The sequence below is a fragment of the Allocatelliglobosispora scoriae genome, assembly GCF_014204945.1.
GTDB classification, from domain to species: Bacteria; Actinomycetota; Actinomycetes; order Mycobacteriales; family Micromonosporaceae; genus Allocatelliglobosispora; species Allocatelliglobosispora scoriae.
On record NZ_JACHMN010000003.1, the window covers coordinates 919284 to 940592 of the forward strand.

The following is a 21309-nucleotide window of genomic DNA, read 5'->3' on the forward strand; positions in this document are numbered from 1 at the left end:
CGCTGGTCCTCCGATGTGGATACGGCGGCGATGCGCCGTTCATGTCCCGTCGAACAGCAGGCGTTCCATTCCGTTCCAGTCGCTGGAACGGAATGGAACGGCTATGGGGTGAAGGACCCGTGTGCCCAGGAAGAGGTTTGCCCATGTTCACAGCCCCGCGTCGCGCTTCGACGGTGAGCGGTGTGGTGGCCGTCGTCGCGGCGGTGCTCGTCAGCTCGACGGTGACCCTCGCGGCCTCGGCCGGGCCACCGGACCCGCTGCCGGCGGCCGGCCGATCGGCTGTGCTGCCGCTCGCGGCGACCACCGCCGCGCCCAAGCCGGGCATCCGGGGCGAGCGGTCCAGCGCGGCGATCGCGGGCAGCTACCTGGTCAAGCTCAAGAAGAGCAAGGAGGACCTCGATTCCCGGGCCCGCCGGCTCAGCGACACCTATCACGGCGCCCTCGGCCAGGTCTGGAAGCACACCGCGCCGGGCTTCACCATCGCCCTGGCCCGCGCCGACGCGGTGAAGCTGTCGGTCGACGCCGAGGTCGAGTACGTCCAGCAGGACCAGCGGCTCGCCATCTCGCCGATGCCGGCGGTGGAGGGTCCGGTGGGGCTGACCCAGACACCGGCGCCGTGGGCGTTGGACCGGATCGACCAGCACGCGCTGCCGCTGGACAACAACTACAGCTTCGACGACTCGGCCGGTCAGGGCGTCAGCGCCTACATCCTCGCCAGCGGGATCGCCGTCTCGCACCCGGACTTCGGCGGGCGGGCCGTCGGCGGCGGCAACTTCGTCAACGACGGCCGACCGAGCACGAGCGACTGCCACGGTTCCGGTACGCGATTGGCGGGCATCGTCGGCGGCACCCAGCACGGCGTGGCGAAGAAGGTGGGGATGGTCAGCGTACGCATCTCCGACTGCAGCGCCCTCACCTCGACCACGGCGGTCGTCAACGGCATCGACTGGGTGATCGGCAACGCCGTGCTGCCGGCCGTGATCGTCTTCCCGCTGCTGGACTACTGCGTCAACCCGCAGAACGGCCAGCCCGTCCCCTGCGCACCCGATGTCGCCGAGATCATCGTCAACGCGCAGGAGAGCACGTTCCAGGCGGGCATCGCGGTCTTCGGCATGGCGGGCGACTCCGGCCAGGACACCTGCGCCAACGCGACCGGCGCGGCACCGGACACCGTCTATGTCGGTGCCACCACCAGCACCGATGCGCGGCTCGGCACCTCCAACTTCGGTCCCTGCGTGACGATGTTCGCCCCCGGCGGCGGCATCACCACCGACGACCCGGCCGGGACGATCACCGTCAGCACCAGCGGCGCCTCGGCCGCCTACGTCGCCGGTGCCGCCGCGCTCTTCGCCGGGAAGCCGGAGTTCGAGGGCGCCTCACCGGCCGACATCCGCGACGAACTGGTGCAGAACCGGTCCACCCCCAACGTCGTCACCGGCCTGACCGCCAACACGCCCAACCGGCTGCTCTTCACCGGCCCGCCCGGCTTCTTCACGGTGGGGGAGTCGGCGAGCCTCGCCCCGCGCTCCGACGGCAGGCTGGAGCTCTTCGGCGTCAACAGGACCGGCTCGATGTTCCACCGCGAGCAGGCCGCGCCGAGCAGCAGCACCTGGTCCAGCTGGAGCCAGTCGGTGAGCAAGGGCTGGCTCTCCGTCGGCGCCGAACCCAACGGCGACGGGCGGCTGGCACTGCTCGGCGTGACCCCGACCGGCGAGCTGTGGCTGCGCGAGGAGATGACGGCCAACTCCAACACGTTCTCGATCTGGTCGAAGCTGAGCCCGCCGGCCGGCGCGGTCCCGCTCGGCCGGGTCGTCATGGCGCACAACCTGAGCAACCGGCTGCAGATCTTCACCACCAACCAGCAGGGCCAGGTGTTCCAACGCGCCCAGCTCGGGCCCGGTTCGCGGCTGTGGTCGGCCTGGACGCCGCTCACCTTCGCCGGGAAGCTGCGCTCCATCAGCGCGGTCAACTACGCCGACGGCCGGATCGAACTCCTCGGGGTCGACGACGCCGGGCAGGTCTGGCGGGCCACCCAGCTCACCGCGAACGACAACAACTGGTCGTCGTTCACCAAGATCGGCGGGTTCGGGGTCGCCTCGATCGCCGCCGCCCGCAACGCCAACGGCACCCTCGAACTCGTCGCCGTCGACGCCGGTGGCAGCCTCTGGCACCGGACGCAGCCATCGGTCGGCACGTGGGGCAGCACGTGGTCCACGATCGTCCCGAAGACCCTGTCGCGGGTCACCGCCGAGACCAACGCCAACGGCCGGATCGGCCTGGTCGGGGTCGACAACCTCGGCAACATCTGGCAGAGCACGCAGACCTCGGCGAACGCGGGCACCTACACGTCGTGGGTCCAGCTCGACGGTCAGCTGCGGCCCTGATCAAACCCTCGGTGGGTACGCGGACCCGCGCGTCCGCGTACCCACCGAGGGTTGGGGGGTTTCACGGCCGGTAGCTGCACCGGGAGCCGGTGTGGACGGTGGCCTGCAGGTGCGCGCCGAGCTCGGGTTCGAACTCGGCCACCCGCGCGACCGCCCGCCGGATGGCCTTGCCCACCGCGATCCTGGCCCGTTCCGGATCACCGGTGAAGGCGCGGACCCGGCCGTGCAGGCCGGTCGCCGCCGCCAGCTCCGCCCGCAGCCACTCGCTCTCGACGACGGCATCGGCGGTGTGCTCGTCGGCGAGTCCGGTGAGCCGACTGCGGTAGTCGGCGATGGCGAGCTCGTCCAGCACCGGCTGGGCGGGACCGACCAGCGCACCCAGCCCGGAGGCGAGCCCGGCCGCCAGATCGAGCGCGCTGATCTCCTGCCCGGGGTTGGCGAGCAGGACCGCGAGGTGCGCCATGCCGACGCTGTTGTCGACCACCGCGGACCGGTCGCCGCGTTCGATCCGCCAGTGGCGGCCGACACGCAGGCACCGGACCCGGTCGGCGTCGGCGGCCGGTCCGGGCAACCGCATGCCGAGCGCCGCCGCGTCCCGCCGAGCCGTCGCCGTCTCCGCCTCGCCGCGCGGATCCCCGAGGGCGGCGAGCGCCTCGCCCAGCCGCAGCCGGGACAGCGTCGCCGCCGGCCAGTGCCCGAGCCGCTGGTTGGCCGCGACCGCCGCGTGCAGGTGACCGCAGGCCGTGACCGGGTCGCCGACGGTCAGCGCCGCGACGCCGAGGGCGTGCTCGGTCGAGCCGAAACAGGTCACGGCGAGGCTCGCGATCATCGGCAGGTGGGCGTAGGGGAGCAGCAGCCGATAGGCACGCGCGGCGGTCTCCCGATCGGCCAGCAGGTTCGCGGCTTCGACCACGCCGTACATCGTCGCCAGCCAGCTGCTCGACCGGGCCAGCCCGGCGAGCTCGGCGCCGCCGAGCCGGGCCAGTGCCCCGGTGGCCTCGCGGAACTCCCCGGCGCTCGCGGCGGCCACGGCGAGCGCGGCGAAGAACGAGTTGTCCACCGCGCTCAGCGTCGGCGAATGCGCGAGCTCCCGCAGCGACCCGACCAGCTCGTCCGGGCGCCCCTGGAACCAGCGCAGCGCGACCAGCTGACCACCGTGCCAGCCGGTGGCGTCGGCGTCCCCGGCCGCGTGCCCGTGGGCCGCGCACTCGGCCGCGAGCGTCTCCGCCTCGGCGAACCGCCCGGCCCGGGTGTGCAGCATCACCTCCATCGCACGGACGACGTAGCCGACCGCGAGATGATCCCGGTTGCCCGCCGCCGCACGCAGCTCGACCAGCCTTCGTTCGGAGTGCGGATCGCCGTCGAGGAACCCGTCCACGGTGCGCCACAGCAGCGCCACCAGCAGGTCGTTCGGCAGCCCGGCCCGAGTGGCTGTCTCGATCATCTCCTCGGCGAGCGCGGTGCGCAGGGCGGCGTGCTCCGGCCCGAGGACACAGTGGTGGGCCATGCTCAGCGCGGCGGCCAGGGTCGGCGGATCGGCCAGGTGCCGGGCCTCCTCGACGATGGCGAGCACCTCGTCGCAGCGTCCGGTGCGGTAGTCGGCCTCGCCGGCGAGGCGGGCGCGGACCTGCATCGTGAGCACGGGATCCGAGGCGACCAGGGGCAGTGATCGGCGTAGGCGCTCGCAGACCTCGGCCGCTCCGGCGGTCGTGCGGTGCTCGTGGACCCAGAGACCGCCGAGCCCCACTGCGGCCCGCGCCATTGACGGGCCGTCGCCGGTGCGTTCGGCCTGCTGGAAGGCTTGATCGAAGAGCAACCGACTGGTACGCAGGTCGCCCTCGACGTGCAGGGCGCGCGCGGCGTCGTGGAGGAGCACTTCCGTTCCGCTACCGAGCACCGTGATCATCCAGACCGCCGGGCTGACGGGGGGCAAGCAGTCATGACACCACACTGCGGGAAACCTGGTCGCTCATGCACCATCCTGTCGATCACCCGACGCGGACGGCTCCTGACTTGAGTTCTCGGCTGGGTCGGTCGTCCGCGACTTGGAGATCTTGAATGGTTTCCGTCGCTACAGCGACGGAAACCATTCAAGATCTCGGAGCCCGTTTCACAGCGCTACGAGCACGCATTGAACAGCGCGTGACCTAGCACTCCGTGGCGTCCGTCGCGTAAGGGCTGGAGTTGCCGCCGGTGCGAAACTCCCGGTAACCCTGGGCAGGTACCGTCGCGCACGCCGGATCCTTCCAGAGGGGAACCGTGGGACGGGTTTGCTCTGAAAGGAAACCAGCCCTCGCTGTGCCTGCACGTGTGACGACGGCACCCCATCATCACGTCACCCGCTTAGTCGCACACATAGAAAGGGCTCATGTTCATCGATTGAACATGAGCCCTGAGCTGGTGGGCGATACTGGGATCGAACCAGTGACCTCTTCCGTGTCAAGGAAGCGCGCTCCCGCTGCGCCAATCGCCCGTGCTATTCGTAACCTTACACAACCCGACAGGTCTCCCTGACGAGAGGTGGAGACGGGATTTGAACCCGTGTACACGGCTTTGCAGGCCGTTGCCTCGCCTCTCGGCCACTCCACCGTGAGTCCTCCCTTGCGGGAGTTCCGAGCGGATGACGAGATTCGAACTCGCGACCCTCACCTTGGCAAGGTGATGCGCTACCACTGCGCCACATCCGCATGCCTGGGGTTTGTCCCGAAAGCCTCACCCCTGACGGATCAGAACTTTAGCTGGTCGAGCCCCGCGATGCCAATCGGGTTACGCCCGGGCGCGTCGCCAATCGCCCAGAAGGCACGAAACCCCAGCTCACGGCCCCGGCTTCAGCCCCGAGCAGCGCTGCGCCCCGGCGAGTCGAGCCTTCACCGCGCTCGCGGCGGAGCCGGTGACGAGCTTCGGCTGCCCGGTTGAGCTGATCACCCCGGGTAGCACGTCGGCCTTCACGACCCGGGTGTGATCCGGACCTCCGCCGGGCACGGCGGAGACGGTCAAGGTCAGCAGCAGGGTGTCTGAGCTGCCGACATACCAGACGAAGTTGCCGGCGCCGTAGTGCACATAGGTGTTGCCGATCATGCCGCCGGCGAGCGGGACGTGCGCGTGCGTACCCGTGATGATGTTTGCGCCCGCCGCCGCGAGCGCCTTCGCGAGCGAGGTCATCTCGGCCTTGGGGCAGTTGCTGCTCTCGACGCCCCAGTGCATGAAGACGACGACCACGTCGGCCTGCGCGCGGGCGTCCTTGACGGCCTGGACGGCACGACCGCGGTCGTGGGACATCGCGACCCCGGACCGGGTGGCGGTCGGCGCCCAGGCCTCGGCGAGGGTGTGGATCTGCGACATGGCGAGCACGGCTACCCGCACCCCGCGCACGGTGACGACGTGCGCGGCATAGGCCTCGTCCGCTGTCGCGCCCGCGCCGATCACCGGCACCCCGGCGCTGCGGGCGGCGGCGAGGCTGTCGGCGAGCCCCACCCGGCCGTAGTCGAGCGCGTGGTTGTTGCCGAGCGAGGCGATGTCGATTCCGGCCGCCGTGAGCGCCGTGAAGGCACTGGCGGGAGTGCGGAAGTGGAACTCCTTGGGCTCCGGGGTGCCGCGCGTCGTGACAGCGGTCTCGAGGTTGACGACGGCGACATCGGCCGCGCGCAGCGGAGCGGCGAAGGCACCGAAGACGGTCCCGGGGTCGCGCAGCAGCCGCGCGGTGCGCCCGGTGAAGTGCACGTCGCCGCCGAAGGCGAGGGTGAGCGTCTCGGCCCCGGCCTGGCTCGGCGCCGGGGTGGGTGCGGGCGCCGACAGGCTGGGCGACGGTGCCGCGGACCAGACCGGTTCGGGCACGGCGGGCGGGGAGGTCGAGGTGCAGGCGGCGCTGAGCAGCGCGGTGGTCAGGGCGGCGACCGCGAGTCGCGCCCGTCGGCGGGCCATCACCCCGGCGACGGTACGCCGCAAGCCGCCCCCGCGCAGCCCCGGTCTCAGCCCGCGCCGAGCAGTGGGTAGAAGCTCGCCGGTGCCACGATGACATCGGCGTCGGCGGGTTTCGCCACCGCACCCGCGGTCCCGAACGCGGAGTAGCGCACCTGCACCGGCAGGAAGTCCTCCCCGGCCACGAGCGTGAGCCGCAACTGGACCAGCCGCCCCTGCGCGTCGAGGCTCGCCTCGAACGGCACCGCCGTGCCACCGTCCTTCAGCGCGCCGAGCTGCTCGGGCCGCAGCGCGATCCCGCTGCCCTTGCCGATCCTCGTCATGTCGACGGTGCCCCGGAAGCCGTCCCCGTCCCGTTCGGCGGCGGTCACGGCGTGGAGCACCCGGGCCCCGCCCGAGGGATCGTTGCGCAGCGGATCGAAGCTCATCACCGATCCGACCGGGGTCTTCGCCCGCTCCAGCAGCACCCATCTGTCCCCGACGTCCGGGACGGTCATGCCGTCGAGCTTGTAGTACGTCGAGTCGCCGATGAGCCGGATCCGGACCGTGGTGGCCTTGTCGCCGTTCTTCACCACGGTCGCGAGCTGGGCGACCCGGTGCGGCGCGTCCATGAAGCCCGCGGCGTCGACCTGCGGACCCATGTTGAGGTATGTCTCGAAGCTCGTCGTGGCGATGAAGTCGAGCGAGTGCGCCAGGGCCGCCCGGGCGGCCGGGTCGTCGACGACGGGGCTCGGCTCGACGATCTCGATCTTCGGAGTGCCGGGGTCCGAGCAGCCGGCCACGGCCAGGGCGAGCATGACGACGAGTGCTCGAACACGCATGGCAGCCTCCCGTCGCACATTCCTACTGGCGCGTATCCGTGACACGATAGGGCCCCGCGCTGCGGGGTGACAATGCGAGTCAGGAGACGCGGATGCGTTGGGTGTGGCTGGTCATCGGTGCGTTGCTCGTGCTCTCGGGTGTCGTCTGGACGCTGCAGGGGCTGGATCTGCTGGGTCAGTCCGGCGGCATGAACGGTCAGAAGATGTGGGCGGTCATCGGCCCGATCACCGCGGTGGTCGGCCTCTTCGCCGTCAGCAAGGGCCTGCGCAAGCGCCCCTGACGAAGAAATAACACCAACTCTTCAAGAGTTGCGGCGATCTTGGCTGGTCCCCGGTCACGTTTTGCAGCACAGCGTGGTCATTTCGCGCGCCGAGGCCACGCTGTGCTGCAAAACGTGACTAGGGGGGCGGGGCCGCGGCGAGCTTGGCGCAGGCGCGCAGGCGGGGTTCGTCGGCGGTGATGCGGGCGGCGGCGGTGCCGCGCGCGACGACGGGCTGGCCGGTGCGGCGGTTGATCACGGCGGGGATCAGGTCGGCTCCGGTGATCCTCCCGGCCGTCAGGGTCAGCTGCAGGACGCCGGTGTCGTTGCTGGCCGCATCGTCGCGCCACCAGAGGAAGTTGCCCAGGCCGTAATGGACGTAGGTACGGCCGAGCCACCCGCCGCCGAGCAGGATGTGGCCGTGCGTGCCGACCACGGCGTCGGCCCCCGCCCTCGACAGGGCCGTTGCCAGGTCGCGCATCTCCGTGGTGGGGCAGACCTGGCCCTCGGGGGAGGCCCAGTGGACGTAGACGACCACCACGTCGGCCACCTTCCGAGCCGCCCGGACCGCCTCGGTGGCCCAGGCGGTGTCACGGGCCATCGCGATCCCCGGCTGTGCCGCAGTCGCACGCCAGGACCGCCAGAGCTCGGCGACCTGGCTGACGCCGAGCAGGGCTATCCGCGTACCCCCGACGGTTGTGATCTTGGGGGTGAAGGCCGTGGCGGCGTCGCGGCCGGCACCGACGACGGGGAACCGCGCGCGGTCGGCGAGGGCGAGCGTGTCGGCGAGACCGACCCGGCCGTAGTCGAGGGCGTGGTTGTTGGCGACCGACGCGATGTCGACCCCGGCGGCCTTCAGCGCCGTGTATGCGCTGGCCGGAGCGCGGAAGTGGAAGGTCTTCGGCTCGGGGACGCCCCTGGTGGTGACGGCGGACTCCAGGTTGACCACCGTCAGGTCGGCCGCGGCGAGCACGGTGGCGATCGGGCCGAACGCGCTCTCCGGATCGTCGAGCAGCGGCAGCGTGCGCTCTGTGAAGTGCACGTCCCCCGCGAAGGCGATCGTCACCGGTCGAATGGTCGCCGAACGGGCGGGCGGAGAGGACGCCGGGACCACCGGCGGGGGCGGGGCGGCGGGCGGCGGCGGCGCGGTGCAGCCGGTCAGCGTGAGGAGGAGCAGGCCGAGGAGTCGAAGAGCGCGCACGCCGGTGCCAACCCCGAGTGCCACGCGTCGGTTACGGTGAGGCGCGTGACGAGACGAACCGCCGAAGTCCGCCTGGACGCGCTGCTGCGCACCGCCATCGATGTGATCGTGGAGCGCGGGCTGGCCAACACGCGGACCGCCGACGTGGCCGCGGCCGCCGGGGTGAGCCAGGCACTCGTCTTCTACCACTTCGCCAGCAAGGAGGCGCTGCTCGCGCAGGCCTTCGCCTACGCCGCCGAGCAGGACCTGGCCCGGCTCGACGCCGTCGTCAAGGCGCCCGCCACACCGCACGAAAAGCTCAAGAAGATCATCAAGTTGTACGCCCCCGTCGGCCGCTCCAAATCCTGGGCGATCTGGATCGACGGCTGGTCGCAGGCGCTGCGTTCGCCGGAGTTCGAGAAGCTCTCCCGCAAGCTGGACCTGAAGTGGAAGGAGTCGCTCACCGAGGTCATCTCGGCCGGGGTGAGCGACGCCTCCTTCACCTGCGACGATCCGGCCGGAGCCGCCTGGCGGATCACCGCTCTCATCGACGGGCTCGCCGTGCAGATGACCGTGCACGCCAAGGTCGCGTCCCGGGCGCAGGCCGCCGAGTGGATCGCGCTGACCGTCGCGCGTGAGGTCGGCCTCGACCGACTGTGATCACCGTGCGGCGTACCGGTGCGCGGCCGTCGTTTCGATAGGGTGTGCGCTCGTGGGAATCGACGTACAGCTCCGCAGATCGCTGCGCCTCCGGGACTCCGGCGAGGAAGAACTCGTGGCCGAGGTGGGTGACGGCGCGGCCGTCTTCGCACACCTGCTGATGCGGGCACAGGGTGGTGGCAAGACCCCGATCCTGGACCGGGCGTACCCGTACTCCGACATGATCGTCGTGGCGGCGGACTTCCCGGGACTGCTCGGGGAGCTGGCTGAGCTGCGAGGACTGACGACGGGCGCGGACGAGCTGGGCTTCATCCAGCGCCTGGAGGAACTCACCGACAGGGGCCTCCAGCAGGACGGGCTGGAGCTCCACTTCCTGGGCGACTGACCCGCCCGCGCTGCGCTCGCGGGCTTTGCTCGCGGGCGCCACATCCCCTGAATTTTAATGCTGGACACGCCGAGAAATCAGCAACAAAAGTCAGGATCAACTAGCGACGTCGAATCGATCCTGACTTTTGTGACGGCTTTGGCGGCGTGTCCAGCATTAAAGTTCAGGGCCGGTGGTGTGGATGGGGGCGCCGCGGCGCGGGGCGGGGGGTGCGCCGCGGCGCTGTCCGTGGGGCGCAGTGCCCGCGCACGCCGCGACGGATCGCGTGCGACGTGCGCGGACCTTGCTGTCTCCTCACGCGGTCTGGTCGGCCTTTTTGCGGCGACCCGACCACAGCACCCGGGTGACGATCCCCGGGGCGAAGAGGTCCGTGGGCGGTGCCATCAGGTTGGCGACGCTCAGGAACCGGTGACCGACGACGGCGTGCTTCTCAGCGGCGATGTGCAGCTTGCCGACGTAGTTGTTGAGGAACTTGACCTTGCCAGTGCGCTCGCCCTGCACGTTCGGGTAGCGCAGGTCGGCGCCGACCGCGATGTCCCAGGGCACGTCGATGACCTTGGCGGCCTCGGCGAAGAACCGCTTCGGCATGCCCTCGCGGCCCTTGGCGAGCGCGTCACGCAGCACGATCGCCTCGGCGGCGGCCACGGTCATGCCCTGGCCGTAGGCCGGGTTGAAGCTGCAGATCGCGTCGGCGAAGGCGATGAAGCCGTCGGGCAGGCGCACGGCGTCCTCGTAGCGGCGGCGCACGCTGGTCGGCAGGCGCATCTTCTTCGGCTCGCAGAGCGGCTCGGCCTTGCTGAGCACGTCGTAGATCTCGGTGCCGTGCAGGGTCCGGGTGAACTCGAGGAAGCCCTCGGGGTCCGACGGCGGAACCACGCCGTTGACACCGATCAGGGTGACCATCCAGCGGTCGCCGTCGGCGGCGATCATCACGCCGCCGCGCGGGGACTCGGGGGACGGGCTCATGATCGCGGCTGCGAAGTCGGCGTCGCCGTCGACCCGCTTGTAGTCGCGCGACATGTAGACCGTGCCCGGGTTGACGAGCACCTCGGCCGGCTTGTCGTAGCCGATCTCGGCGAGCCACGTCGGGCCGCGGTTGCCACGCCCGGTCGCGTCGACGACCAGCTCCGCGGCGACCTCGCGCTCCTCGGTGGTGCCGACGGTCATGACGCGTACGCCCGTGACGGCCGACCTGTCGTCGGAGGTGAGCAGGCCGAGGGCCTCGTGCCGGGGCGCGATCTCGACGTTGGGCAGCGCGGTGACCCGGGTGCGGATGTAGCCCTCCAGCGTCGGGCGGCTCACGCACAGCCCGCGCAGATCCGAGGCGACCCGGGGGATCCGGTGGCCATCGTTGATCCAGACGCAGTCGTTCTGGATGTCGATGGCGAGCGCGCCCAGCGCGGCGAGGTCGTCGGCGAACCCGTCGAAGAGCTCCTCGAGCACCTGGCGGCCACGGGCGAGCAGGCCGTGCGAGTGCTCGCCCTGCGGGACGCCCTTACGGTCCAGGCCGGTGGTGGGCAGCTCGTCGCGGTCGAAGATGGTGACCTTCGCGAACGACTCGCTCAGCACCCGGGCCGCGAGTAGGCCTCCGATGCTGGCGCCGAGCACTACCGCGTGCCCGGCTTTTCCGTTGGCAGACATAGCATTTCTCGTTTCCTTGAGTGGGGTAAGCACACCGTAGAGAGCTATGCCTCTCGATTGGAAACGAATACAGCGTCGTGACGATGACACTGTGCGTCGCGTCACGGGTACGCTCGGCGAAATCCGGTTGCGGCCGGATTCAGCCCCGGCGGAGATCGATCTCGTAGCGGAGCTGGCGAGTGGGAGCGTTCCCCATTGGCTGCTCACGCACGGTGCCCTCGGGCGTCCAGCCGCCCCGTTCATAGAAGGTGATCGCCCTGTCGTTGCCCTCGATCACCCAGAGGTAGGCGCGCTCGGCACCACCGCTGCGGAACCCGTCGAGAGCGGCTCTCATCAGGGCTTTTCCGACCCCGGTGCCCTTGCGCGACGGTGCAACGTGAATTTGGTGCAGCTCCCGTGCGAGCGGCTCGTCGGCCGGCCCGACATACGTAAACCCGACAATCTCCGGACCGTCCAGGGCGACTGACAAAAGGTGTGTTTCGGCTTCGGCGGCGAGGCGCTCGCGCAACCTGGCCCGATGGGCGACCGGATCGACTCCGTCGAACGCCCCGGGCGGCAGCATCGCGCTGTAGGTGTGCGCTCGGCTCGCCAGGTGCAGGTCGGCCACGCGAGCGAATTCGGCTGCCTGCGCAGGCCGGATGATCATGGTCAGCACCCCGCGTATGTGGACGAGCGGATGAGGTTGTCCGGCATACACCGTAACCTTGCCGGGTGGGCGAGCACGAGATGACGTTTGAGCGGCTGCAGCAGCAGCTTTCGCGGGCCTGGGACCGCGGCTGGATGCCGGCCGATCTGATCCGCTTCACCGGCAGGCAGTGTGACGGCCATGCCGTGTCGATGCTGGTCGACGTCCTCGCCGCGGAGATCCGGCGCTACCCGGCCGCGACCGTCGAGGAGCGCTGGGAGCGCCAGCTCAGCGAGGCCGAGGCGACGGTGTGGTGGCGGTCCGACGAGACCTGGCTCGACGAGTGGAGCGACCGCGAGGGGATCAGCGTGCCGACGGCGCTCGGTGTCGCGACCGAGCTCAACAGCGTGCTCCTGCAGCTGCCCAAGCTGCCCCGGCTCTGCGCCCTGCCCGGCGCGGCCCGCCGCGGCTCGCTCGGTGACGACCGGCTCGAACGGCGCGCCGTCGACCAGCGCAAACTCGACAAGCTGCGAGCGCTGCTCGCCAAGGCCGAGTCGACGAGCTTCCCCGACGAGGCCGAGGCCTACACGGCGAAGGCGCAGGAGCTGATGGCGCGCTACAGCATCGACTACGCGTGGCTCTCGGTCGAGTCCGGCTCGCGGGAGATCCCGTCCGGGCGCCGGGTCGGCATCGACAACCCCTATGAGGGCGCGAAGGCGCTGCTGCTCAACCAGGTCGCCGGGGCCAACCGGTGCACGGCGGTGTGGTCCCGGGAGCTGGGGTTCGTCACGGTCCTCGGGTTCGCGCCGGACCTGGACGCCGTCGAGCTGCTCTACACGTCGCTGCGGGTGCAGGCGACCACGGCGATGATGCGGGCCGGGTTCCGCAAGGAGGCCCGCTCCAAGTCGTTCCGGCGGGCGTTCCTGACGGCGTACGCGGGGCGGATCGGCCAGCGGCTCGCCGACGCGGCCGACGCGGCCAGCCGGGCTGCTGCCGCGCAGTCGAGCGCCGATCTGCTGCCGGTGCTGGCAGCTCGGGGCGATGAGGTCCGCGAGGCGACAGCGGAGATGTTCCCGCAGCTGGTGACCCGCGAGGTGAAGATCACCAACCGCGCGGGCTGGGCGTCGGGGGTGGCGGCGGCGGACCTGGCGTCGCTGGGAGTCCGCCAGCCGGTCGCGGCCGACCCGCGTTCCTGGTAACGCCTGCGTCCTGCGCCGGGTGCGCGCTACGCGTCGGGGGTGCACTCAACGCGTCCGGAGGTGGGCGCAACGCCAAGCGGGGGTGGCGCTCCGCGCCAAGATCGCGCTCTTTCCCGGAAGCTGGCCCCTCCAAGCCAGGCGGAGGGGCCAGCTTCCGGGAAAGAGCGCGATCATGCCTTCCAGGCTGCCCCGGACGCTCGCGGTAGGTGTCTCCTTAGCACCAACTCTTCAAGAGTTGGTGCTAAGGAGAGTGAGGCGCCAGCGGCGGCGCCGCGTGCCTAGGCGGCTGCCGTGTAGCAGACACGCCGTCGGCGTGTGGTGAGCATTCCGGCTGCCCTTGGCGGCGGATGTTAGCGCCGCCGTGCAGCGACACCGCTGTGTAGCGGTGTAGCGGTGCCGCCGTGTAGCGGTGCCGCCACATGGCGGTGCCGCCGTGTCGCGACACCGCCATGGGGCGCTCGCATCCTAAGTGGACCATCGCAGCGACGCTGCGGTGACCAGCGCGCTCAGCAATGCCTGCGCGACGAGGTAGGGACCGAGCCCCGCAGGAGCGCCCGCCAGCGCCAGCAGCAGCGGCAGGCAGCCCAGCACCGCGACGTCCAGGCCCGAGAGCATCCAGACCAGCCACCCGGCCGGAATGAACGACCCGGTCATCGGCATCACGATCGGCGTGGACGCGTGGTCGATCATCCCGCGCTGCGCCATGCGTACCGCCGCGACCGCGATCACGGGCGCCGCCACCGGCCCGAACGCCCACCACGGCCGATCCGGCAACCCGCCCGCCCCGTCGGCGAGCGCCAGCGCCACCGCGAGCCAGGCCCCGCCCAGCAGCCCGGGCAGCAGCAAGCGCGCCGAGCCCACCCGCCATCCGGAGTGTCCGATCATCCGCCGCAGCCCGGTGTCGCCGGTGTCTCGTCGCAGCCCTGCCGTACCGCAGGCGGCCACGGCGAGCGTCCCCGCACCGAGCAGCAGCAACACCGCGATGTGCCGCCCGAGCACCATCGCGAGCAGGGCGGGCAGGGCGGCGCTGGGCAGCAGTACGGCGAGCCGCCCCGGTCGCCGGCCGAGCATCCGCCAGTCCGCCCACGCGATCGCCAGGGCCGGCGGCAGCCGGGGCCACCGGCGCGACCGCAGCCGTCGACCCGACCAGTAGCGGTCCTCGGCCGCCCGGGCGACGAACGCCGGTTCCAGCCCGAGCATGGCGTCGGTCGCCGACCCCCACCGCCCGGCTGCGTCGACCACACACCGGGCCGGGAAGGTAGTGAGCGCCCGCCACGAGGTCAGGACCAGCGCGAACGCGATCACGACGGTGCCGCCGAGCACGACAAGCACGGCGTCCGGCGAGATCAGGGGCAGGTCGACGACCGCATCCGGCCGGCCGATCGCGGGCCGTCCGGCGGCGATCGCCGCCACGCCGAGCGCGGCGACCGTTGCGCAGGCGGCGATGACGCGCAGCCAGGGGGAGTCACGGGGTTGTGCGAGCAGTGCGATGCAGACGAGCGCCACCGCCACGGCCGCACCGATGCCGGCGGCCATTCCGGCACGGGCTGCGACGGCGTCCGGTGCGCCGAGCGCCGCGAGCCCGACGATGCCGAGAGCGGAGCCGACGAGGGCCGCGATGAGCAGCACCAACGACACGCTCGGCGCGAGCACGGCACGTCGCGGCAGCGGCGACGGCACCAGCCATGCGGCGTCGGCGGGGCGTACCACGACCGGGCCGACCAGCCGGGCCAGGCTCAGCAACGCCGCGAACCCGAGCACCACCAGCGCGACGGCGATGACGATGAGGGTCGGATCCGCCTGCGGCCCGACGCGTTCCAGCCGGTTGATCACGGCGAGCACCGGTACCGCGACCAGCGCGATGACGATCCCGCTGCCGAAGAGCGCGAGGTAGCGGTCCGACCACGATCGATGCGCCTGGTGCGAGCGGATCAGCGCCCGCGCGGCCGAGGTGGCGCTCACTCGCAGTCGACCTGCCCGTCCGCGACGACCGCCTGCCGTGCCGAGCAGCTCCGCACGAACGCCGCGTCGTGCGCGGCGAGAACCACAGAGCCACCCCCATCGGCGTACGCCGAGAGCCGCCCCCCGAGCCGTGACCGGAACTCGCTGTCCAGGGCCTGTTCGGGCTCGTCGAGCAGCAGCAACCGGCTCGGCCGGAGCAGTGCCGCGGCGAGCATGACCCGGCGCCGCTGCCCGGACGAGAGGGTGATCGGCGAGGCCTCGGCCCGCTCGCGGAGCCCGAATTCGTCGACCACCGCGTCGATCCGCGCACGGTCGCGGACCCCGTGCGTGATGCCGACGAGTTCGAGGTGTTCCCGCACGGTGAGCCCCGGGTACCACGAGGGCTCCTCGGCGACGAAAGCCACGTCCCGCCAGAATGCGGGCGCGCCGTCGGGTGCCGATCCCAGCACCGTGACCTGCCCGGACGTGGGCCGAAGCAGCCCGGCGAGGCAGCGCAGCAGGGTGGACTTGCCCGCGCCGTTGACGCCGACGAGCGCCAGAATCTCGCCCGCCGTGACGTCGAGGTGCACGTCCTTGAGTACGAGGTGGCCGCCGAGTTCGACGGAGAGTTCCCGGATCGCGACCACCATGCCGCCCACGATAGCGATAACACCAACTCTTGAAGAGTTGCGGAGATTGGGGCCGACCCAGAAGACGCAACTCTTCAAGAGTTGGTGCTTTGGCGGGCATGATGCACGCATGCTTCGTTCGATCATCAATGGCCGTGCCGCCGATCCGGCCGGTCCCACCGTTCCCAGCCGCAACCCCGCCGACCAGGGCGATCTCGTCGCCGAGGTGGCGCTCGGCGATGCGGCCACCGTCGTCGCGGCGGCCCGGGCGGCGAGAGCCGCGCAGCGAGCGTGGGCCGACGTGCCCGCGCCGGTACGCGGGCAGGTGATCGCCAACATCAGCGCCCTCGTCGAGGCGAACGCTGAAGCGCTGGCGCAGCTCGTGACCCGGGAGGTCGGCAAGCCGATCGCCGAGTCGCGCGGTGAGGTGCAGGAGATCGTCGACACGTGCCGGTTCTTCCTCGGCGAGGGGCGGCGCCTCTACGGTCAGACGGTGCCGTCGGAGATGCCCGACAAGCAGCTGTTCACCTTCCGGGAGCCGATCGGCCCCTCGATGATCATCACGGCGGGCAACTTCCCGGTCGCCGTACCCAGCTGGTATTTGGTTCCTGCCCTGCTCTGCGGCAATGCCGTGGTCTGGAAGCCGGCGCTCTACGCGGCGGCGTGCGCCGACGCGATGTTCCAGCTCTTCGTGCGGGGTGGCCTGCCCGACGGCGTGCTCAACCTGGTGCACGCGGACGGGCCCGAGACCTTCGCGGGACTGGAGTCGGCGCTGGGGGAGGGGCTGATCGGCAAGGTCGGGTTCACCGGCTCGACCGAGATCGGCCGGGAGATCGGCGCGCTCTGCGGGCGCCACCTGCAGACGCCCTGCCTGGAGCTCGGCGGCAAGAACCCGATGGTGGTCGCGCCCGACGCCGACCTGGACCTCGCGGTCGAGGGTGCGCTCTTCGCCGGGTTCGGTACGGCGGGCCAGCGCTGCACCTCGCTCGGCACGGTGATCGTCCACGAATCGGTGCACGGGGAGTTCCTGAGCCGCTACACAGCTGCGGTGAGCGCGGCGGCGGTGGGCGACCCGACCGCCGACGTGCTCTATGGACCGTTGCTGGACGAGAGGTTCGCCGCCGGTTACGAGACCTATCTGGGGTGGATCGGCGCAGGTCACCGTGTGCACGGACCGGTCGGGCGGATCACCGCCGAGAACCCGCGGCCCGGCTTCGTCGGCGACCCGGCGACCGGCCTCTTCTATCACCCGGTGATCGTGGACGGGGTCCGGCCGGGCGATGCGATCTTCGACAACGAGACGTTCGGGCCGATCGTCGGCGTGACCACCTACTCCACGTTGGACGAGGCGATCGAGCTCGCGAACGCACCTGGCTACGGGCTGTCGAGCGCGATCTACACCAGCGATCCGCGGACCGTTTTCGCGTTCCGCCGGGGCATCGGCGCGGGCATGGTGAGCGTCAACAACTCGACCTCCGGCGCCGAGGCGCACCTGCCCTTCGGCGGCAACGGCAAATCCGGCAACGGCAGCCGCCAGTCGGGGATGTGGGTGCTGGACCAGTTCACCCGCTGGCAGGCGGTCAACTGGGACTACTCCGGCCGGTTGCAGAAGGCGCAGATGGAGGTCGCCGTCGTCGAAGCCGATCTCGGGTTCCGCCTCTGACCCCACGGTGAGCCGATTGGCCGGGACGGCTCGGGCACCGGAGAATGTTCCACCATGGAACGAGGCCTTTTCGGGTACGCCGAGCTCGCCGGTCCCGGCCACGAGCTGACCAGCACTCCCTACGTCGTGATCGACCTGGAGACGACCGGCCTCTCCCCGGACGAGGACAGGATCGTCGAGATCGCGATGGCCCGGGTGGAGGACGGCCGGGTGGTCGACGAGTGGATGACCCTCATCGACCCCGGCCGTGACCCCGGTCCCACGTTCCTGCACCACATCAGCCAGGACATGGTCACCGGGGCGCCGATGTTCCGCGACATCGCCGGGGAGATCCTGGCGAGGCTCGAGGGCGGCATCGTCGTGGCGCACCACGCGCCGTTCGAGGAGGGGTTCCTGCGGGCGGCGTTCGAGCGCATCGGCGTACGGATGGAGCCGATCCCCGCCCTCGACACGCTGCGGGTGGCCAGGTCCGTGCTCGCCTCGCCCAACTACAAGCTCGCCACCTGCTGCGAGATCGCCGGGATCGAGCTGACCGACGCGCACACGGCCCTCGGCGACGTCCGCGCCACCGCCCTGCTGCTGCCGAAGCTGCTGCAGCTCGCGCCGGACCTGCGCTACCCGGTGGCGCCGGCACCGCTGCCGCGACTGCAGCGCATCGTCGGTCCCCGGACCCGGGTCACCAACCTGCGCCGGGGTGAGACCGGCTGGATCCGGTCGCTGCTCACCAAGCTGCCGATCTCCATGGACGACCACGACCCCGTCGGCGCCCAGCCGTACCTCGACTACCTCGCCGAGGCCCTCTCCGACGGCCGGCTCACCGGCGACAAGACCCGCCGCCTGGGCCGTCTCGCAGGCCGGGCCGGGATGGGCGCGGCGCAGGTCACCGAGCTGCACCGACGCTTCCTCGACGGGCTGCGCGACGCCGCCCTGCGCGGGGGCGCCCTCTCCGCCGACGAGCAGCAGCAGCTCACCGTGATCGCGGCGAGCCTCGACGCACCGGGCTACTTCGCCGACCTCACCCCCGACGCGGTCACCGCGCCGACGGGTCCCCGGGTCTGGGTCAGCCCTCAGGTGCCGCAGCAGTCCCGGCGGCGCCTCATCGAGGCCGGCTACCAGGTGGCGACGAACGTCACCCGTACGCTGGCCGCGGTGGTGGTCGCCCCCGGCGACGAGGTCCTCCCCAAGGCGAGGCGCGCAGCCGAGCTGGGCACCCAGGTGGTCGAGCTGGCGCAGCTGGAGGGCTTCCTGGGTACGGCGACCACGCAGACCATCGAGCACGACCGCCTCCCCGCCCCGGTGGCCCCCGCCGGCTGGTACCCCGACCCCACGGGCCGCAACACCTACCGCTACTGGACCGGCACCGAGTGGTCCCCCCACGTCAGCCCCGGCGGCGTCATCTTCACCGACCCCCTCCGCTAGCCACCGCCCCCCGCCCCGCACCCCACCCCCTTAATTCGCGTTGATCAAGGGAAGACTCGCCGCATATCGGGCACCCGACATGGTGAGTCTTCCCTTGATCAACGCGAATATAGGGTGGGCGGGTGGAGACGGACGCGCGGTTGGTGGGGTTTCTCTCGGCGTACCTGGGGGAGTGGGGTGGGGGTTCGGGGTTGACTGTCGTCGGCTCCGAGCTGCGGACCCGGCCTGGGTGGGACGGGACGGTGCTCGACGTTGTCGGGATTGCCGCGCCCGAGGGCGGGGTGCTGTCGGTGGTGCCTGAGCGTGCCGACGGGGTACGGGCAGCCGTCGCCGGTTGGGCGGAGGTGCCTGCGCTGCTGCCCGGGGCGGTGGGGCGGCCGGACGCCACGGTCTGGTCGGGAGTGTTCCGGTGGACTGTCGAGCCCGCCGACCTCGACGATGCGGGGGAGTGGGTCGGTGCCACCGATCCGCGGCTTCCGGACTGGCTGCACCCCTTCGGCGGGCAGGTGCTGGTCGCGTTCCACGACGGTGCCTACGCTGCCGGGGTGGGCATCAAGCGGCACAACCCACAGGGGCTGGAGATCTCGGTCGGCACCGACGAGCAGCACCGGGGCCGAGGGCTCGCCTCGCGATTGGTCGCGCAGGCCGCTCGCTGGATCCTGGCGCAGGGTGCCATCCCGACCTACCTGCACGATCCGGCGAACGCGGCCTCCGACCGCACCGCGCTGCGAGCCGGATTCCCGGACCGCGGCTGGCGCATCGTGGGTGTTTCCCGATGAAGTTATCCACAGGAGGAGATGCCTCGATGGCGCCGACGGCGACTCGTCGCTAGCCTGCGGATATGTCCACTGAGGTCCACCCGCCCGAGCTGAGGCGCACCGCCGCGCTGCTCGACGACGCAGCCGAAGCCCTCCTCGCCGCCGGTGACAAGCTCTCCCGCGTGGCGGTCCCCGCCGACCCGCACGCGGCCGACGGTCCCGATGTCGGCGGTGCGCTCTCGCGTCTCGGCCGCCGCTGCGCCGATGAGACCTTCGCCTTGAAGATCGCGGCCGAGCAACTCGCCAACGGGCTGCGCGAGGCCGCTGACCAGGCCGTGGCGGCCGACAACCAGGCAGCCCGGGCGCTGCGCTACGCCGCCGGTGCGGGGGTGTAGCGATGATCGTGCCCCGCTACCGGGTCGATGAGCTGCGCGACCTTCGTGACCGCATGCTCGCGATCCCGACGACCCTGCCCGACGGCTACATCACGCTCGCGGACATGGTGGCACGGGCCGTCGTGTGCTGCCGCCCGATCACCGTCGCCGAGCTCAAGCCCGGCCATGCGCTGGCGATCTCGGCCCGCGCAGACCTCGAAGCCGCACTGGCCTGCCTCAACGAGGCCTCGGTGGTGCTCGGCCGAGCCGGTTCGGGCGACGCGCATGATGCTGCCGTGCACGCGCTCCGGCGACTGACCGCGGCCGTCGACAAGGTGGCGGCCGGGGATCTGACGGCGCCGTTCCGGTGGGACCTGGACCTGATCGCGGAGGCGGTGGACCGGCTCAATCCGGTGCTCGACCAGGGCCGCCGGGCGATGACGGAGGTCCTGTCCGGCATCGGCGGGGTCTACAGCATCGATCTCCCGGATCCCGTGTCGTTCGAGCGGGCGCGCGCGGTGGCGGTGGCCGGTGCGTGCGACTGTGTGGAGGCATACGAGCACTTCGACCAGCTCGCCGTCCGGGCCGTCCGCGAGGCCGACGCGCGGGAACATTTCGCGATCTTCCGCGGCGGACACGACCCCTTCGACCCGCTCGCGGTGCTGGTCCGGTGAGAGGCTGAACTCATGGCGCATTTGATCAGTCCGGACCCCCGCTGCCGGGAGTCCTTCCTCGCCGCGATGGCGGAGTTTCAGGCGGAGGGGCGCGGCGGCTCCGACGATCGCACGATGATCGGCAGCGAGCTGCGCGACTTCGCCGACACCTGGCACGACCCGGCGGCGTTCGAGATCTTCACCCGGTTCCTGCGCGATCAGGCCCTGGAGTCCTCGCCCCGGCCGGAGCACTTCGTGCCCAGCACCACGCTGTGGTGGGTCGAGGGTGATGAATACCTGGGTCGGCTCGCCATCCGGCACCGGCTCTCGCCGTTCCTGCTGGAGGTCGGCGGCCACATCGGCTATGACGTGCGCCCCACCGCCCGCCGGCGGGGCCACGCCACCGCGATGCTGCGGGCCGCGCTGCCGATCGCGCTGGAGCTGGGCATCGATCCGGCCCTGGTGACCTGCGACGACACCAACATCGCCTCGCGGCGGGTGATCGAGGCCAACGGCGGGGTGCTGGAGGACCAGCGCGGCGACAAGCTCCGCTTCTGGGTCCCCTGCAGCCGGTGACACGTCGCGGCGCGGTCCGGGTCGCTGATCGTGCGCCGCGTTTTTGCAGCAAAACGTGGCCATTTCACGCTGCGAGGCCACGCTTTGCTGCAAAACGCGGCGTCATCGCGGCGAGCGGCAACAGCACCGCGGCGCCGAGCCGCAACGGCACCGCGGCGCCGAGCCGCGACGGCATCGCGGCGACAGGCGGCGACCGCATCGCGGCGCCAGGCGGCGACGGCAT

The 21309-nt window shown here is 71.3% G+C and carries 20 protein-coding genes and 3 tRNA genes; 11 read left to right on the top strand and 12 right to left on the bottom strand.

Annotated elements, in window-relative coordinates:
* Positions 1 to 143 precede the first annotated feature (143 nt).
* On the top strand, positions 144 to 2384 hold the full coding sequence (locus tag F4553_RS30620; RefSeq protein ID WP_184842946.1) for a DUF8189 domain-containing protein: 2241 nt from the start codon (positions 144 to 146) through the stop codon (positions 2382 to 2384).
* A 61-nt stretch (positions 2385 to 2445) separates the two neighbouring features.
* Here F4553_RS30620 and F4553_RS30625 read toward each other — a convergent pair whose 3' ends face one another.
* The 6 genes from F4553_RS30625 to F4553_RS30650 all read right to left on the bottom strand — a co-directional run bounded on the left by F4553_RS30625 (position 2446) and on the right by F4553_RS30650 (position 7123).
* Complete coding sequence (locus F4553_RS30625; protein ID WP_221470543.1) at positions 2446 to 4317, bottom strand: hypothetical protein; 1872 nt, start codon at positions 4315 to 4317, stop codon at positions 2446 to 2448.
* 465 nt (positions 4318 to 4782) lie between these two features.
* Positions 4783 to 4857, bottom strand: a tRNA-Val gene (locus tag F4553_RS30630).
* 45 nt (positions 4858 to 4902) lie between these two features.
* Positions 4903 to 4973: transfer RNA gene (locus F4553_RS30635), tRNA-Cys, on the bottom strand.
* A 26-nt stretch (positions 4974 to 4999) separates the two neighbouring features.
* Positions 5000 to 5071, bottom strand: a tRNA-Gly gene (locus tag F4553_RS30640).
* 127 nt (positions 5072 to 5198) lie between these two features.
* Complete coding sequence (locus tag F4553_RS30645) at positions 5199 to 6329, bottom strand: CapA family protein (RefSeq protein WP_184842950.1); 1131 nt, start codon at positions 6327 to 6329, stop codon at positions 5199 to 5201.
* A gap of 23 nt (positions 6330 to 6352) precedes the next feature.
* Positions 6353 to 7123 carry a hypothetical protein gene (locus F4553_RS30650; RefSeq protein WP_184842952.1) on the bottom strand — a complete coding sequence of 257 codons (771 nt, stop codon included), beginning with the start codon at positions 7121 to 7123 and terminating at the stop codon, positions 6353 to 6355.
* A gap of 92 nt (positions 7124 to 7215) precedes the next feature.
* On the opposite strand from F4553_RS30650, the gene F4553_RS30655 reads away from it, so the two are divergent.
* Positions 7216 to 7404, top strand: coding sequence for a hypothetical protein (locus F4553_RS30655; RefSeq protein WP_184842955.1), 189 nt, complete (start codon positions 7216 to 7218; stop codon positions 7402 to 7404).
* A gap of 118 nt (positions 7405 to 7522) precedes the next feature.
* On the opposite strand, the gene F4553_RS30660 is transcribed toward F4553_RS30655, so the two are convergent.
* On the bottom strand, positions 7523 to 8584 hold the full coding sequence (locus F4553_RS30660; RefSeq protein ID WP_184842958.1) for a CapA family protein: 1062 nt from the start codon (positions 8582 to 8584) through the stop codon (positions 7523 to 7525).
* Between the two features lie 45 nt (positions 8585 to 8629).
* On the opposite strand from F4553_RS30660, the gene F4553_RS30665 reads away from it, so the two are divergent.
* Both F4553_RS30665 and F4553_RS30670 read left to right on the top strand, forming a co-directional pair.
* Entirely contained in the window at positions 8630 to 9223 is a 594-nt protein-coding gene (locus tag F4553_RS30665; protein ID WP_184842961.1) for a TetR/AcrR family transcriptional regulator, read from the top strand.
* A 52-nt stretch (positions 9224 to 9275) separates the two neighbouring features.
* Positions 9276 to 9608, top strand: coding sequence for a hypothetical protein (locus F4553_RS30670; RefSeq protein WP_184842964.1), 333 nt, complete (start codon positions 9276 to 9278; stop codon positions 9606 to 9608).
* 294 nt (positions 9609 to 9902) lie between these two features.
* Here F4553_RS30670 and F4553_RS30675 read toward each other — a convergent pair whose 3' ends face one another.
* Both F4553_RS30675 and F4553_RS30680 read right to left on the bottom strand, forming a co-directional pair.
* Entirely contained in the window at positions 9903 to 11249 is a 1347-nt protein-coding gene (locus F4553_RS30675) for an FAD-dependent oxidoreductase (RefSeq protein ID WP_184842967.1), read from the bottom strand.
* A 139-nt stretch (positions 11250 to 11388) separates the two neighbouring features.
* Complete coding sequence (locus F4553_RS30680) at positions 11389 to 11895, bottom strand: GNAT family N-acetyltransferase (protein WP_246467774.1); 507 nt, start codon at positions 11893 to 11895, stop codon at positions 11389 to 11391.
* 65 nt (positions 11896 to 11960) lie between these two features.
* Between F4553_RS30680 and F4553_RS30685 the strand changes: the two genes are divergently transcribed.
* Positions 11961 to 13073 (top strand): DUF2786 domain-containing protein, encoded by a 1113-nt coding sequence (locus F4553_RS30685; RefSeq protein ID WP_184842972.1) that lies wholly within the window; start codon positions 11961 to 11963, stop codon positions 13071 to 13073.
* Between the two features lie 465 nt (positions 13074 to 13538).
* On the opposite strand, the gene F4553_RS30690 is transcribed toward F4553_RS30685, so the two are convergent.
* Both F4553_RS30690 and ccmA read right to left on the bottom strand, forming a co-directional pair.
* Entirely contained in the window at positions 13539 to 15035 is a 1497-nt protein-coding gene (locus F4553_RS30690) for a DUF6297 family protein (protein ID WP_184842975.1), read from the bottom strand.
* Positions 15032 to 15664 carry a heme ABC exporter ATP-binding protein CcmA gene (gene ccmA / locus F4553_RS30695; protein ID WP_221470544.1) on the bottom strand — a complete coding sequence of 211 codons (633 nt, stop codon included), beginning with the start codon at positions 15662 to 15664 and terminating at the stop codon, positions 15032 to 15034. The genes F4553_RS30690 and ccmA overlap by 4 nt, the downstream gene beginning before the upstream one ends.
* Positions 15665 to 15773: 109 nt before the next feature.
* Between ccmA and F4553_RS30700 the strand changes: the two genes are divergently transcribed.
* From F4553_RS30700 to F4553_RS30725, 6 genes are all read left to right on the top strand, one after another.
* Positions 15774 to 17306, top strand: coding sequence for an aldehyde dehydrogenase family protein (locus tag F4553_RS30700; protein ID WP_184842978.1), 1533 nt, complete (start codon positions 15774 to 15776; stop codon positions 17304 to 17306).
* A 54-nt stretch (positions 17307 to 17360) separates the two neighbouring features.
* Complete coding sequence (locus tag F4553_RS30705) at positions 17361 to 18725, top strand: exonuclease domain-containing protein (RefSeq protein ID WP_184847128.1); 1365 nt, start codon at positions 17361 to 17363, stop codon at positions 18723 to 18725.
* Between the two features lie 122 nt (positions 18726 to 18847).
* Positions 18848 to 19504 (top strand): GNAT family N-acetyltransferase, encoded by a 657-nt coding sequence (locus F4553_RS30710; RefSeq protein WP_312875451.1) that lies wholly within the window; start codon positions 18848 to 18850, stop codon positions 19502 to 19504.
* Between the two features lie 62 nt (positions 19505 to 19566).
* Positions 19567 to 19878 (top strand): hypothetical protein, encoded by a 312-nt coding sequence (locus F4553_RS30715; protein WP_184842981.1) that lies wholly within the window; start codon positions 19567 to 19569, stop codon positions 19876 to 19878.
* Positions 19879 to 19880: 2 nt separating this feature from the next.
* On the top strand, positions 19881 to 20531 hold the full coding sequence (locus tag F4553_RS30720; RefSeq protein ID WP_184842984.1) for a hypothetical protein: 651 nt from the start codon (positions 19881 to 19883) through the stop codon (positions 20529 to 20531).
* A gap of 12 nt (positions 20532 to 20543) precedes the next feature.
* Entirely contained in the window at positions 20544 to 21086 is a 543-nt protein-coding gene (locus tag F4553_RS30725; protein WP_184842987.1) for a GNAT family N-acetyltransferase, read from the top strand.
* 64 nt (positions 21087 to 21150) lie between these two features.
* Here the strand turns inward: F4553_RS30725 and F4553_RS30730 are convergent, their stop codons facing one another.
* A complete protein-coding gene (locus F4553_RS30730; protein ID WP_184842990.1) occupies positions 21151 to 21309 on the bottom strand; it encodes a hypothetical protein in 159 nt (52 codons plus the stop codon).